A 13761-nucleotide genomic window follows, 5' to 3' on the forward strand; every position below is an offset into this window, starting at 1 on the left:
TCTAGAACAAGTTCCAGTTAGTCGCACCGATAGGGTTGGGGTCCGCCGCCCCGACCATCGCCGAGGTGACCCTTGTCGTTCGACGTCCACGATCTCGACACGTTCGTGCTCGTGGGGTCGGCGGTCACCTTCCTGGCGATCCTCGCGGTGCGGGTCTCCTCCCGCGCCGGGCTGCCGAGCCTGCTCGTCTACCTGCTCATGGGCGTCGCGCTCGGCGAGAAGGGACTCGGCATCGGGTTCGAGGACGCCGAGCTCGCCCACGCCCTCGGCTTCGCGGCGCTGGCGATCATCCTGGCCGAGGGCGGTCTCACCACCAGCTGGCGCGAGATGCGCTCCTCGATCCGGCTCGGCGTCTCGCTCGCGACCGTCGGCGTCGCCGTCTCGGTCGCCGTCGTGGCGCTCGGGTCGCACTTCCTGCTCGGCCTGCCGTGGGAGCTCGCCCTCCTGCTCGGCGCGGTCACGTCCCCGACCGACGCCGCGGCGGTGTTCTCCGTGCTGCGCGTCGTCCCCCTGCCGAAGAAGCTCACCGGCACGCTCGAGGCCGAGTCCGGGCTGAACGACGCCCCGACCGTCGTCCTGGTGACGCTCGTGGCCTCCGGCGCCCTCGACGAGCACGGCCCGCTCGCGCTCTTCGGGATCGTCGCCTACGAGCTCGCGGCCGGCACCGCGATCGGCCTGGCCGCGGGCTTCGGTGGCGCCTGGATCATGCGACGTGCCGCGCTCCCGTCGTCCGGCCTCTACCCGCTCGCGGTCCTCACCATCGCCTTCCTCGGCTACGGCAGCGCGTCCTTCGTGCACGGGTCCGGGTTCGCGGCCGTGTACGTCGCCTCGCTCGTGCTCGGCAACTCCGAGCTGCCGCACCGGGCGGCCACCCGCTCCTTCGCCGAGGGTGTCGCCTGGCTCGCGCAGATCGGGCTGTTCGTGATGCTCGGCCTGCTGCTCTCGCCCGGACGGATCACCCTGGAGACGGTCGGCCTCGCGATCCTCGCCGGCCTGATCCTGACGCTGGTCGCCCGGCCGCTGTCGGTGCTCGTCAGCGCCGTCGTCCAGCCGATGCCCTGGCGCGAGCTCGGCTTCATCTCCTGGGCCGGTCTGCGCGGGGCGGTGCCGATCGTGCTGATGACGATCCCGCTCGCCGAGGGGATCGACCAGGCCGAGCGACTCTTCGACATCGTCTTCGTGATGGTCGTGATCTACACGCTCCTGACCGGGCCGACCCTGCCGATGGTCGCGCGGGTGCTCAAGGTCGCCCGGCGGTCGGAGCCGCGTGGTCTCGAGGTCGAGGCCGCCCCGCTCGAGCGGATCGCCGCCGACCTGCTCCAGGTCACGATCAGCCCGGTCTCGAAGATGCACGGCGTCGAGGTCGGCGAGCTGCGGCTGCCGACGGGCGCCTCGGTCTCGATGGTGATCCGCGAGGGACGGACGATCGTGCCCGAGCGTCGTACGGTGCTGCGCCACGGCGACGACCTGCTGGTGGTCACCCCGCGCAAGCTGCGGGAGAGGACCGAGGAGCGGCTGCGCCAGGTCAGCGCGCACGGCCGGCTCGCGCAGTGGCTGGGCCACCGCGACTAGTGCCGCGGGCGAAAAGTCGTTGGACGGTTCGAGCCGCCATGGCACGCACCTGGCTGCGTTGGCATCGCTGGAGTTACGCCCGGTAGCCCGGCGCGACGCCGCCTTGCCAGGCACGCACCCTGACGACACCAACCATCCAGATACCTTCCACCCGCGACACTAGGCCGACGACCGGATCACTCCACGGGCGGGCTGCAGATGGAGGTGTCGGTCCCGGCGACCACCGAGCGGTTCCCGCGGACGACGTCCTCGAAGCCGTCGCCGACGATCACGTCGACCCCGGCGCCCGGTCCCTCGCGCCGGGTGATCTCGACGTCGGGGCCGAGGCGGCTCGCGACGAGCTTGACCGCGGGGTTGTCGGGGTCGTCGGCCCAGATCGCCACCGTCGTGACCCTGGCGTTCGTGATGTCGCCGACCTGACCCTCGGCGAAGCCGGCGTCGCTGAGCTGGCTCATGGTGCGTCCCGCCAGGCCCTGTCGCTGACCGGCGTTGTAGACGCTGACGGTCACCTGCTCGGGGAAGATCTTCTCGCCGGCCGCGACCGGCGTCGTCACGCAGATCGGCGAGTCGACCTTGGCCGGCAGCGGCTCGGTGGCGGCCTGCCATCCCCAGAGCCCGGCGAGGACTAGCAGCAGGCCGAGCGCGGCCAGGGTGACCGTCGTGCGCACCCCCTGGGTCATCAGCCCTCCAGCGTGTGGACCCGGGCGTGCAGGACGTTGCGCTGCTGGAGCGCGGCCCGGAGCGCGCGGTGCAGGCCGTCCTCCAGGTAGTACTCGCCCTGCCACTCGACGACGTGGGCGAAGAGGTCGCCGTAGAAGGTGGAGTCCTCGTCGAGGAGGGCGGCGAGCTGGAGCGTGTCCTTCGTGGTCACCAGCTGGTCGAGGCGGACCTGGCGCGGCGGGACCGCGGCCCACGCCCGGGAGGTGAGCCCGTGATCGGGATAGGGCCTCCCGACGCCGACGCGCTTGAAGATCACGCGGCGACTATAACGACGCCCTCCGCAGCCGGGCTCACCCCCGGCGGGTGGTCAGGCGGTCCAGCGCACCGCGTCGTCGAAGTGGTCGGCGAGGGCGTGCACGCCGCGCAGGTCGGTGCGCTCCTCCATCAAGGAGGTCAGCGCCTGCGCGTGGCGCAGGCGCAGCTGCGTGCGCTTCTCCAGCAGCTCGTCGTACTTGCGGTCGAAGGTGGTGCGCTCGTCCATCTGTGCCTCCCAAGATCGAGTCGGTGATCGGATGTGATCGGGTGGGGCGCGGGGCCGACCGTGGATGGGACGGCCGCGCAGGACCAGATTGGATCGTTCAGATCGCCGGGAGGTTGACCGCACGTTACGGGCGCGTCAAACATCTGCGGTCCGGCGTTTGCTGTCGCGTCCGACAAAACTGGAATACGTTCTAATTTTGTGGACGACATCACCGCGATCAGCCATCTGAAGTACCGCTACCTGCGCAGCCTCGACACCAAGCAGTGGGACGACTTCCGCGACTGCTTCGTGCCCGAGGCGACCGGCGACTACAACGGTCTGGAGTTCACCGACCGCGAGGCGCTGGTGAGCTACATGCGCGAGAACCTCGGCGAGGGCTTCCTGACCATGCACCAGGTGCACCACCCCGAGGTGGAGGTGGACGGCGACACCGCCACCGGTCGCTGGTACCTCCAGGACAAGGTCATCGTCCCGGCCTTCCAGTTCATGCTCGAGGGCGCGGCGTTCTACTCCGACCGCTACGTGCGCACCCCCGACGGCTGGCGGGTCGCCCACACGGGCTACCGCCGTACCTTCGAGATCACCTACAACCTGGCCGACCTGCCGGGCACGAAGGTCAACGGGCCGGGCGAGCACACGCACGTCTAGAGCGACGGCTCCGACCACGCCATCTGCACGACCTCGATGCCGCGGTCGCGGGTGACGAGCCGACCGCGGCCCGGAGGGGCCGGCAGCGGCTTCTGGTTGCCGAGGAGCGGGCCCTCGTCGGGGCTGCCGGAGAGCAGCAGGCCCGGCATGGCGAGGTCGCGCAGCGACTGGATGACCGGCTCGTAGAGGGCCCGGGACGCGCCGCCGGAGCGGCGGGCGACGACCAGGTGCAGGCCGACGTCGCGGGCCTGGGCGAGCAGCGGCGCGAGCACCTGCACCGGCGAGGACTGCTGGGTGGCGACCAGGTCGTAGTCGTCGACGAGCACGTAGACCTCGGCGCCCTGCCACCACGAGCGGTTGCGCAGCTGCTCGGGGGTGACGTCCGGGCCGGGGATCCGGCTCTCGAGGTACGACGCCAGGTCGCGCAGCGCGGGCTGCGCCTGGGTGCCGGAGGTGAGGTAGTTGAGGAGGTACTCGTCGGGCACCTCGCCCAGCATCGAGCGCCGGTAGTCGACGACGACCAGCTGCGCCTCCTTCGGCGAGCGGGTCCGCATCACCTCGCGGGCGTAGGCGCGCAGCACCGCGCTCTTGCCGGACTGACCGTCGCCGAAGAGCAGGAGGTGCGGCTCCGCGTCGACGTCGATGCCGACCGCTGCCAGGTCCTTCTCGTTGACGCCGAGCAGCAGCCGCTTGTCCTCGGCGGCCGGCCGGGCGAGCTCGCGGATCTCCTCGAGCGAGATCCGCTCGGGCAGCAGCCGCAGCTTCGGGCCGGAGGGGCCGGTCCAGGCCGCCGAGACCTGCTTGATCAGGTCCTCGACGCCGTCGCCGAGCGACTCGGGGTCCGAGGTGCCGTCGACCCGGGGCAGCGAGGCCAGGAAGTGCAGCTTGCCCTGCACCAGGCCGCGTCCGGGCCGGCCGGTCGGCACCAGGGCCGCGATCTTGCGGTCGATCTCGGAGTCCATCGGGTCGCCGAGACGCAGCTCGAGCCGGGTGCCGAAGAGGTCGCGCATCGCGGCCCGGAAGTCCGCCCACCGGGCGGCGGCGACCACGACGTGCAGGCCGAAGGTGAGGCCGCGGGTGGCGAGCTGCTGGATCTCGGCCTCGAGGTCGTCGAAGTCGGCACGCAGCGTGCTCCAGCCGTCGACGACCAGGAAGACATCGCCGTAGCCGTCGTCGGCGCGGCCCGAGGCCCGGCGCGAGCGGTAGGTCTCGATCGAGTCGATGCCGTTGGCGCGGAAGTAGGCCTCGCGGCGGTCGACGACCCCGCGGACCTCGGCCACGATCCGGCGTACGACGTCGGGCTCGGAGCGCGTGCCGACGCCCGCGACGTGCGGGAGACCCGCGAACGGCGCGAACGTGCCGCCGCCGAAGTCGAGCACGAAGAACTGCGACTCCTGGGGCGTCGTGGTCAGCGACATGCTCGCGACGATGGTGCGCACCAGGGTGCTCTTGCCGCTGCGCGGCCCGCCGACGATGGCGACGTGGCCGCCGGCGCCGCTGAGGTCGACGGTGAGGGTGTCGCGGCGCTGCTCGCGCGGCCGGTCGACGGTGCCGAGCGGCACGACGAGCCCGCCCAGGCTGCGCCACTGCCGGGACACGAGCCCGAGCGACGGGTCGGGCGCCAGGTCGGCCATCAGGTCGTCGAGGGTGTCGGGGACGTCGAGCGGCGGCAGCCAGACCTGGTGGGCCTCGGGGCCCTGGCCGATCATGTGCCGCACGGCGATGTCGAGCAGCGAGTCGGACTCGCCGGGGGTCTGCGGGACCACCGGCGCCTGCTCGGGCTCGGCGACCTCGAGGCTCTGCACCTCCGAGATCGTGAAGGGCAGGATGCCCCGGACCTTGCCGCCCTCGTCGCGGCGTACCGGCGCGCGGCCGGTCGGCGGACCGGAGACGTACGCCGCCTTGAAGCGCAGCATCGTCGACGGGTCGGGCTTGAGGTAGCCGAGGCCGGGGTCGGCCGGCAGCTCGTAGGCGTCGGGGACGCCGAGGACCGACCGCGACTCGGAGGCGCTGAAGGTGCGCAGGCCGACCCGGTAGGAGAGGTGCGACTCCAGGCCGCGGAGCCGGCCCTCCTCGAGACGCTGCGAGGCGAGCAGCAGGTGCAGGCCGAGCGAACGGCCGAGTCGGCCGATCGCGACGAAGAGGTCGATGAACTCCGGCTTGGCCGAGAGCATCTCGGAGAACTCGTCGACGACGAGGAAGAGCGACGGCATCGGGGCGAGGTCCTCGCCGCCGGCGCGGGCCTTCTCGTAGTCGCGGATCGAGGCGAAGTTGCCGGCCTCGCGGAGCAGCTCCTGGCGGCGCACCATCTCGCCGGACAGCGCGTCCTGCATGCGGTCGACGAGGGTGAGCTCCTGGGCGAGGTTGGTGATGACCGCCGAGACGTGCGGCATCTCGGACATGCCGGCGAAGGTCGCACCGCCCTTGAAGTCGACCAGCACCATGTTGAGCTGCTCGGGCGAGTGGGTCATCGCCAGGCCGAGCACCAGGGTGCGCAGGAACTCCGACTTGCCGGAGCCGGTCGCGCCGATCACCAGGCCGTGCGGGCCCATGCCCTGCTGGGCGGACTCCTTGATGTCGAGGTGCACCAGCGAGCCGCCCTCGCCGAGGCCGATCGGCACCCGCAGCCGGTCGCGGGCGGGCCGGGGCCGCCACGCGCGGGACGGGTCGAAGGAGTGCACGTCGCCGAGCGCGAGCAGCTCCATGAAGTCGGTGGGGCCGGCGATCTCGCTGCCGCTCGTCTCCACCACGCCGGAGGCGATCGTGTGCAGCGGGGTCAGCCGCCGGGCGAACGCCTCCGCGGTCGCGATCGGGCACTGGTCGGCCCGGGCCCGGATCGGCTCCTCGCGCAGCCGCAGCGCCAGCACGGGCGGGCGACCGTCGCTGGCGGGCTCGCCCTCCACCAGGATCCGCAGCCGGCTCGCGTCCTCGAGCTCGTCCCACCGGACCGGCAGGTCGAGCAGCGTCACGCCGTGCAGGCCGTCGGGCGGCACGACGTGGTTGCCGGGCGGCAGCTGGCTCCCGTCGGTCACCAGCAGCAGGTGCGGGGTCGCCGGCCGCTCGTCGGCGCCGAAGCGCGGGCGTTCGCTGAGGTCCGGCGGCAGCATCGCGGCGAGGTCCTCGAGCGAGGTCGACACCATCCGCATCGGGCCGACCGCGTCGGACTGCTGCGCGCTCTGGGCGTGCGGCAGCCACTTGATCCAGTCCCAGTGGGCGAGGTTCTGCTCCGTGGTGAGCACCGCGACGACGAGGTGCTCGGGAGAGTGGAAGGCCGTCGCGGAGCAGATCATCGCCCGGGCCAGCGAGCGGGCCGGCTCCTCGCCCCCGCACACCTCGATCCGGTCGAAGGCGCGCAGGTCGACCGAGGCCGGCAGGTCGGGCTGCTGACGGTGCACGACGAGCAGACGGTGCAGGGCCGAGGCCGCCGCCGGGTCCACCTGGTCGATCGGGGTGCTCTCGGGTGGCACCAGCTCGAGCGAGAGCGGCTGGGCGCAGAGGCCGTAGCGGACCTGGAGGAAGCCGGGGTCGGCGGTGCCGTGCTCCCAGACCCGCGACCGCTCGTCGGCCAGCGCCGGCAGCGAGGCCGGGTCCGGGTGGTGCCAGGTCAGCGCCCGGCGCTGCTGGTCGGCCGCCTCGCGGGCGATCTTGCGGACGTTGGCGAGGTAGCGGAGGTACTCCGTGCGCGAGCCGGTCACCTGCTGCGCGCGCTGCTTACGCTGCCGGTCGATCTGGACGATGATGAAGCCGAGCGTCGCGAAGAGGAACATGCCCGCGGCGATCAGCCCGCGACCGCCGTTGGTCTTGCCCATCGTGGCGACCAGGACGATCGAGCCGAGGCTGCCGAGCATCGGGATGGCGTTCATCAGGACGCCGCTGGCGCCCTCGTTGGGCTCGATCTGGGGCGGGGGCTGGAGCACGATCTGTCCCGACGGCATCTCCGGCTCGTCGAGGCGCGTCCCACGCAGCGTCGTCGTCACGCGCAATGATCTACCCCATTCGATGCGGTTGACGCCTGCACACGCGGGGGAAGGTGGACGTCGTGACGACCAACCCGACGGCTGCCGGGTCCGCCGTGGGGACCGGGGACAGCCTGGCCCTCAGCGTGCACGGACCGGCCGGGGTGCTCGACCTGCTCGTCCCCACCGCCGCGGTCGCCGCCGACGTCGCCGAGGAGTACGCGCGACAGGCCGGCCTCCAGGTCGTCCCGACCCTCTGCACGCCGCTCGGCGCGCTGCTCGAGCCGGACCTCCCGCTCGCGCAGGCCGGGGTCGCCCCCGGTGGCCTGCTCATCGCCACCGACCAGGTGGTCCCGGCCGCGCAGCGCCCGCAGGAGCGGCGTACGCCGCACGCGTCGTCGTCCGGCTCCGGCGCGCTGGCCGCCGGTGCGGCCACGCTCGCCGCGGCGGCCGCCGCGCTCGCCGGCTGGTGCGCCGCCACCGCCTCGGAGGACTGGGCCCGGGTCGCCGTGGTCGACCTGCTCGTCGTGGGCGCGCTGGTCGGCGTGCTCCCCGTCGGGCGGCACGCGCTGCCACGCGTCGTCGCCGCGCCGGCCTTCGCCGCGGCCGCCGCCTTCGCGCTCGCCTGGGACCCCCATCCCGAGCGCTGGCCGATGCTCGCCGGGGTCTGCGGCCTCGCCGCCGCCGTCGCGGCGGCGGTCGGCCGGGCCCTCGGCCGCTGGGCCGACGAGGCGCTGCAGGTCTGGATCGTGGCCGGCTCGGCCGTCTTCGGCCTCACCGGCCTGTGCGCCCTCGCGGGTGCGCCGCCCCGACTCCCGTGGGCCGCCCTCCTGGTGCTCGCCCTGCTCGCCGCGCGCTTCGTCCCGGGGTACGCCGTCGACGTGCCCGACCAGTACCTCATCGACCTCGAGCGGCTCGCGGTCACCGCCTGGTCGGCGCGCACCCGGCCGGGCGGCAAGCGCGGGCGCTCGGTCGTGCCGGAGGCGGCGGTGGCGGCCGTCGCCGAGCGCGGCACCCGTCTCCTCACCGCGGCGTCGGCCGCGATCCTCGTGGTCGCGGCGTCCTCCTCGATCCTCCTGCTGCACTCCGCGCGGCTGCCGATCGACCGGATCGGGGCGCGCTGCCTCGTGGGCCTCGCTGGCGCCGGGCTGCTGCTCGCCGCCCGCAGCTACCGGCACACCGCGTCCCGCACGCTCCTGCGGCTGGCCGGGCTGGCGTGCTGGGTCCCCCTGGTCGTCGTCGGCGCCCAGGTGCTCGACGAGGCGCCCCTGTGGGCGGCGGCGGTCGTCGCCGTCGTGCTCGCGATCGGGCTCGTCGTGGTCGCCGTCGCGGTGGGCCGCGGCTGGCGCTCGGCGTGGTGGTCGCGGCGGGCGGAGGTGGCCGAGGGGCTGGTCGGCGCGCTCGCGCTCGCCTCGCTCGTGGTGGCGTCCGGATGGTTCCGCGAGCTCTGGGAGATCACCAGCCTGTGGGAGCTGGGGACGTGATGTTTAGGGCACAGGGGCCCGGGTAATCGCTGACTGTCCGGCGCGGGGGACAGCTTCCGAACCGGCTCTGAAGGACTCACACAACAGTTCTCGGGCGGCCAGATCGCCGCCATCGGGGGAAGGAGTTGGGCGACATGTCCAATGGCGCACCGGAGATGGGACAGGGCGAGCGGACACTGAGCCGCGCGGCCGGTCTCGTGACGCAGGCCAAGCAGGACTTCGATTCGCTGAGCAAGGCGCTGGACGGCCAGATCGCTGGTCTCCAGGGCAAGTGGGCCGGTGCCGGCGGCACCGCCTTCTTCACGCTGCACCAGGCGTGGACCGAGAAGCAGACCGTGATCACCAACGCGCTCAACGACTTCGAGGCCTCGCTGACCTCGACCGAGCGCGACAACATGAGCACCGACGACACCCAGTCGGCCAACTACAACAAGGTCGCCGGCCGGCTCGGCTGAGCCGCTGCGGATCGATGGGAGAGAGACTGATGAGCCTCGACGGACTCCGTGTCAACCACGCCGGCCTCGACCAGGCGGCCGAGGACCTCGGCACCGCGGTCAAGAAGATCGACGACCGCCTCAACCGCCTCGAGTCGGAGCTCGCGCCCCTGCGCAGCGACTGGAGCGGTAACGCGCAGCAGGCCTACGTCACCGCCAAGGCGAAGTGGGACGGCGCGATGAACGAGATGAAGGACCTCCTCGCGCAGACCAGCGCCCAGGTCCACCAGTCGAACGCCGACTACAAGGCCGCCGACGCGCGCGGCGCGGCGTCTTTCGACATCTGACCAGGTATCTGTAGGGGGGGTCGGCGCTGGTGCGCCGGCCCCTTCGCAGGTCCAGAGGGTCATGACTGGGGAGTAGGGGAGGGTCGATGAGCCAGGCACCCGTGAGCACGTCGGGGCTGGTCCGCGTGACGGTCGCGTCGGGCACCCGCCGGGTCGACCTCGTGCTGCCCGGCGCCGTGCCGGTCGCCGAGCTCGTCCCCGAGCTGGCCCGCAGCGTCGGGCTCCTCGACCCGTCCACCGTGTACGGCGGCTACCGGCTGGTGACCGCGGAGGGCCGCGAGCTCGCCGTGGACGCCGGCCTCGTCATGCAGGGCGTCGAGGACGGCGGCCTGCTGACCGTCGCGGCCGGCGTCGACGACGAGCCGCCGCGCGTCTACGACGACGTCGTCGAGGCGATGACCGACGTCGTCGAGCACGACCTCAAGCCGTGGGAGCCGGCCTCGGGCCGGCGTACGGCGCTGGCGGCCGCCGGCCTCCTCATGGGGCTGGGTGCGGTCGCCCTCCTCATCCAGCGCGGGTCGGTGCTCGCCGGAGCGGCCGCGGCCGTGGTGGCGGTCGCCCTCGTGACGGGCGCGATCGTCCTCTCCCGCGCGCAGCGCGAGCCCGCCGCGGCCGTGGCGGTCGCGTGGATGGGCTCCTTCTACGCCGCGGTGGCCGGTCTGATGCTGGTCACCGACCCACCGTTCTTCGGCTTCCCCGTCGCCACCGCCGGCGGCGCCGCGCTGGCCGCGGGGCTGATCTGCCTCGTCGGCCTCGGCGACGGGCGCGCCCTGGTGATCCCGCCCGTCGTCGTGGGAGCGGTCTTCCTGGCGACCGGCCTGATCATGCAGGCGGCCGACTTCGACCCGGCCATCGTCCTGACCGTCGTCCTGGTCCTCGTCGTCATCGCGGGCAGCGTCTTCCCGTGGATGGCGCTCGGCGCGACCGGCACGGCCGTCGACCAGCTCTACAGCGTCGCCGACATCACCGCCGACCCGCGCGCGATCGACCCCGGCCGGGTCGGTGCCGACGCCCGCGTCGCGCACGAGATCCTCGTGTCGATCTCGGCCACGGTCGGCCTGCTGCTCGTCGTGATCGCGCCGCTCGCGGTGTCGCTCGGGGTCGCCGGTGCGGTCCTCGCGGTGCTCTGCTGCCTGGCCGTCATGCTCCGCACCCGCCAGTACCGCACCAGCCCCGAGGTCCTCGTGGGCCTGGTGTCCGGGATCGTCGGCCTGGTCTCCGTCGCGGTGTCGACCCTGTGGCTGCACCCCGACTGGCGGCCGACCGTCGCCGTCGTCCTCGCGGCGTCCGGTGCCGTGGTGCTCGCCGCCACCCTGCTGCCCGACTCCGCGTCCGTACGCCGCGGCCGCCTCGGCGACGTGGCCGAGAGCGTCTCGTTGCTCGCCCTGCTGCCGCTGCTGGTGCTCGCGGTCGGCCTCTTCTCGGCGATCCGCGGGTAGGGCCCGCGACCGATGGCCACCAAGAAGGACCTCGTCGAGGCCTACTCCTTCAGCCGACGCCGCCTGGTGACGGCGTTCGTCTCCGGCGCCCCGGGCGGCCGGGAGGTCGAGCCGGCCCGGCCGGGTCGCACCATCGTCGGCGGCCTCGCGCTCGCCGTCCTGCTCGCCGCCGGCGCCGCGATCGCCGGGGTGTTCTCCCCGACCGCCCCCGAGGACTGGACCCAGCGTGGCCTGATCATCTCCAAGGAGACCGGCGCCGCCTACGTCATCACCGAGGACAGCGACGACCCCGAGCTGCACCCCGTCCTCAACTCCACGAGCGCCGCGCTCATCCTCGGCGCCGACACCGAGCCGACCCTGATCGAGCAGGACACCATCGACGGCCAGCGGATCGGCAGCGACATCGGCATCCTGGGCGCGCCCGCGAGCGTGCCGAGCCCGTCCCGGCTGATCAACACCGGCTGGAGCGCCTGCACCGCCGACGGACGCGGAGTCCGGATGACGGTGTCGAGCGACCCCGACGTCACGCCGGCGACCGACAACGGCGTGACCGTCATGGTCGGCGGCACCCGCTACGCCGTGATCTCCGGCCCGGACGGCGCCGTCGCCTACCGGGTGCCCGACCAGGACGCCACGACCGGCCCGCAGACCGACAACCTGCTCAGCTCGCTGGGCCTCCCGACGCAGGCGCAGGCGATCAAGGTGAGCCGGGAGTGGCTCGACCTCTTCCCGGTCGGAGCGGACCTCGACTACAGCAGCTTCGGGCTGACCGGCGTGGGTTCGCCGCCGACCGGCGCCGCCGACCTCGAGGACTACCGGGTCGGCCAGCTGCTCAACGCCAGCGACGGCAACCACTACCTCATCACCAACGACGGGGTGCACCAGCTCACCGACTTCGAGGCCGCGGTCTACGCCGGCGTCGTCGACGACAAGAACCGCCTGGCAGTCCCCCGGGACGTCGACGGGCCGCCGACCGCCAACCGCGACGAGAAGACCCTCGCCGACAGCGCCTGGCCGGCCTCGGTGCTGCCGCAGGGGCAGGCCGCCCCGTCCCAGCCGTGCGCCACCCTCGCGACCGACCCGGACGCCGCCCCGGTGGTCCAGCTGGCCGACGCTGGCACGGCCACCAGCGGCTCCGGCGTCCGCCACGACGAGAAGGACCAGGTCGTCGACCCCGGCCGCGGGGCCTACGTCCTCTCGGGCAGCTTCACGGTCGCCGGCCAGGGCTCGCCGTACGTCATCGACTCCAAGGGCCGCGCCAACCCGCTCGTCGGGTCCACCGCCGCCGCGCAGCTCGGGTACGCCGACGTGCCGACCGTCGTGGTCCCCGACTCCTGGATCAAGCTCTTCGGCTGCGGGGTCAACCTGTCCCAGGCCGCCGCCCTCTCGCCGCCGCAGCCCGAGGACCGGTCGGGATGCGCCGACTGAGCTCGGTCGTCGTCGCCGGCGCCGCGCTCGCGGGCCTCCCGGTGGTGCTCGTGGCCGCCCCGGCGCAGGCCGACCAGGCCGACTGCACCGCCATCACCCAGCGCACCGACTCGAGCACCGACATCACCGGCCCCAGCACGCCGTACGACCTGCTCGGGATGGCGGCCGCGGCCGACGTCGCCGACCGCTACGTCAGCCAGCCGCCGGTCCGGGTCGCCGTGCTCGACACCGGCGTCCGGGTGCCGGGCGACGGCGGCATCGTCGTGCACCAGGCCGAGCGGATCGCGCAGGGCGACGACGGCGTGGTCGACGGTTCCGGCACCGAGGTGGCCGGTCTGGTGGCCGGCGCGGCGCGCGCCGGCGGCGACCCGGTCGGGTTCGCTCCGCACACGGAGATCGTCGACGTGCAGGTCGCGGCGGTCCGCGTGGGGGAGCGCGACCAGGTGCCCCCGACCCCGGACAGCGTGGCCCAGGGTCTCGACTGGGTCGCCCAGAACGCGAAGCCGCTCAACATCAAGGTCGCCACCGTCGCCTTCGACGCGGGCTCCGGGTCGGGACTCGAGGACGCCGTGGCGAAGGCCCAGGCCGCCGGCGTCGTGGTCGTCGCGGCGACCGGGGATCCGGTGGAGAGCACGAGCACCGACACCGCCGAGGCGGGGCAGCCCGGTCCCCAGGTGGACGCCGCCGACGACGGCAAGCTGCCGGCCTTCGCGGGCGTGGTCGCCGTCAACACCACGGTCGGCGGCGTCGCGGGCGCCGACGACGCCACCTACGTGCTGCCCAACTCCGACACCACGGTCGCCGTGCCGACCGCCGACGGTGTCTCCTACGGCCTCAACGGCAAGACCTGCCGGGTCGCCGCGCCGTCGACGTCGGCCGCGACCGGCGAGGTCGCCGGCGTCGTGGCCCTGCTGTGGCAGCGCTTCCCCGAGGAGCAGCCGGCGCAGATCGTGGCGCGGCTGGTCAACACCGCCAGCGGCACCACCGACGACCCGACGCCGCTCACCGGCTACGGCATCGTGCAGCCGCTCGACGCGCTGACCCGTCCGGTCGACCCGGCCGAGGACGGCACGGTGCAGCGGAGCCGGCCCGAGGCGGGCCCCGACGGCCCGGTCAGCCCGCCGAGCGCCCCGACCGACCTGCTCGCCTCCACCCGCGACGACGCCGTGTGGTGGGCGCTCATCGGAGGCGGGCTCGTCGTGGTCGCGCTGCTGCTGCGGCCGGTGCTCGCCCGCCGCCGCCAGTAGCCAGC

The 13761-nt window shown here is 73.5% G+C and carries 12 protein-coding genes; 8 read left to right on the forward strand and 4 right to left on the reverse strand.

Going from position 1 to position 13761, the window contains the following annotated elements; genetic code table 11:
* The first annotated feature begins 72 nt into the window (after positions 1-72).
* Positions 73-1572 (forward strand): potassium/proton antiporter, encoded by a 1500-nt coding sequence (locus K8U61_RS12690; protein WP_224123398.1) that lies wholly within the window; start codon positions 73-75, stop codon positions 1570-1572.
* A gap of 176 nt (positions 1573-1748) precedes the next feature.
* Here K8U61_RS12690 and K8U61_RS12695 read toward each other — a convergent pair whose 3' ends face one another.
* Genes K8U61_RS12695 through K8U61_RS12705 form a run of 3 tightly spaced genes read right to left on the reverse strand, consistent with a single transcriptional unit; the run spans position 1749 to position 2773 of the window.
* Positions 1749-2252: a LytR C-terminal domain-containing protein gene (locus K8U61_RS12695; protein WP_224123399.1), complete on the reverse strand. Its 504-nt coding sequence runs from the start codon at positions 2250-2252 to the stop codon at positions 1749-1751.
* On the reverse strand, positions 2252-2548 hold the full coding sequence (locus K8U61_RS12700) for a type II toxin-antitoxin system VapB family antitoxin (RefSeq protein ID WP_224123400.1): 297 nt from the start codon (positions 2546-2548) through the stop codon (positions 2252-2254). Before K8U61_RS12700 ends, K8U61_RS12695 begins: the two co-directional genes overlap by 1 nt.
* A 51-nt stretch (positions 2549-2599) precedes the next feature.
* Positions 2600-2773 carry a hypothetical protein gene (locus K8U61_RS12705; protein WP_224123401.1) on the reverse strand — a complete coding sequence of 58 codons (174 nt, stop codon included), beginning with the start codon at positions 2771-2773 and terminating at the stop codon, positions 2600-2602.
* Positions 2774-2971: 198 nt separating this feature from the next.
* On the opposite strand from K8U61_RS12705, the gene K8U61_RS12710 reads away from it, so the two are divergent.
* On the forward strand, positions 2972-3421 hold the full coding sequence (locus K8U61_RS12710) for a nuclear transport factor 2 family protein (RefSeq protein ID WP_224123402.1): 450 nt from the start codon (positions 2972-2974) through the stop codon (positions 3419-3421).
* On the opposite strand, the gene eccCa is transcribed toward K8U61_RS12710, so the two are convergent.
* A complete protein-coding gene (gene eccCa, locus K8U61_RS12715) occupies positions 3418-7398 on the reverse strand; it encodes a type VII secretion protein EccCa (protein ID WP_224123403.1) in 3981 nt (1326 codons plus the stop codon). The two genes, K8U61_RS12710 and eccCa, sit on opposite strands and share 4 nt — an antisense overlap.
* Positions 7399-7460: 62 nt before the next feature.
* On the opposite strand from eccCa, the gene K8U61_RS12720 reads away from it, so the two are divergent.
* From K8U61_RS12720 to K8U61_RS12745, 6 genes are all read left to right on the forward strand, one after another.
* Entirely contained in the window at positions 7461-8861 is a 1401-nt protein-coding gene (locus K8U61_RS12720) for a hypothetical protein (protein WP_224123404.1), read from the forward strand.
* A gap of 134 nt (positions 8862-8995) precedes the next feature.
* Positions 8996-9316: a WXG100 family type VII secretion target gene (locus K8U61_RS12725; RefSeq protein WP_224123405.1), complete on the forward strand. Its 321-nt coding sequence runs from the start codon at positions 8996-8998 to the stop codon at positions 9314-9316.
* Between the two features lie 29 nt (positions 9317-9345).
* The gene (locus K8U61_RS12730; protein WP_224123406.1) at positions 9346-9642 is read left to right on the forward strand and encodes a WXG100 family type VII secretion target; all 297 of its coding nucleotides are present in this window, start codon (positions 9346-9348) and stop codon (positions 9640-9642) included.
* Positions 9643-9728: 86 nt separating this feature from the next.
* Positions 9729-11081: a type VII secretion integral membrane protein EccD gene (eccD, locus tag K8U61_RS12735; RefSeq protein ID WP_224123407.1), complete on the forward strand. Its 1353-nt coding sequence runs from the start codon at positions 9729-9731 to the stop codon at positions 11079-11081.
* 12 nt (positions 11082-11093) lie between these two features.
* Entirely contained in the window at positions 11094-12509 is a 1416-nt protein-coding gene (gene eccB, locus K8U61_RS12740; protein WP_224123408.1) for a type VII secretion protein EccB, read from the forward strand.
* Entirely contained in the window at positions 12497-13756 is a 1260-nt protein-coding gene (locus K8U61_RS12745) for a S8 family serine peptidase (protein WP_224123409.1), read from the forward strand. Before eccB ends, K8U61_RS12745 begins: the two co-directional genes overlap by 13 nt.
* Positions 13757-13761 lie beyond the last annotated feature (5 nt).

It is taken from the genome of Nocardioides mangrovi (assembly GCF_020073815.1).
In the GTDB taxonomy this organism is placed as follows: domain Bacteria; phylum Actinomycetota; class Actinomycetes; order Propionibacteriales; family Nocardioidaceae; genus Nocardioides; species Nocardioides mangrovi.

Bases quoted from the DNA above. Each gene is read 5' to 3' on its own strand.
- K8U61_RS12695 (WP_224123399.1), bottom strand. From the start codon at position 2,252: ATGACCCAGGGGGTGCGCACGACGGTCACCCTGGCCGCGCTCGGCCTG.
- K8U61_RS12705 (WP_224123401.1), bottom strand. From the start codon at position 2,773: ATGGACGAGCGCACCACCTTCGACCGCAAGTACGACGAGCTGCTGGAG.
- K8U61_RS12725 (WP_224123405.1), top strand. From the start codon at position 8,996: ATGTCCAATGGCGCACCGGAGATGGGACAGGGCGAGCGGACACTGAGC.
- K8U61_RS12730 (WP_224123406.1), top strand. From the start codon at position 9,346: ATGAGCCTCGACGGACTCCGTGTCAACCACGCCGGCCTCGACCAGGCG.
- eccD (WP_224123407.1), top strand. From the start codon at position 9,729: ATGAGCCAGGCACCCGTGAGCACGTCGGGGCTGGTCCGCGTGACGGTC.
- eccB (WP_224123408.1), top strand. From the start codon at position 11,094: ATGGCCACCAAGAAGGACCTCGTCGAGGCCTACTCCTTCAGCCGACGC.
- K8U61_RS12745 (WP_224123409.1), top strand. From the start codon at position 12,497: ATGCGCCGACTGAGCTCGGTCGTCGTCGCCGGCGCCGCGCTCGCGGGC.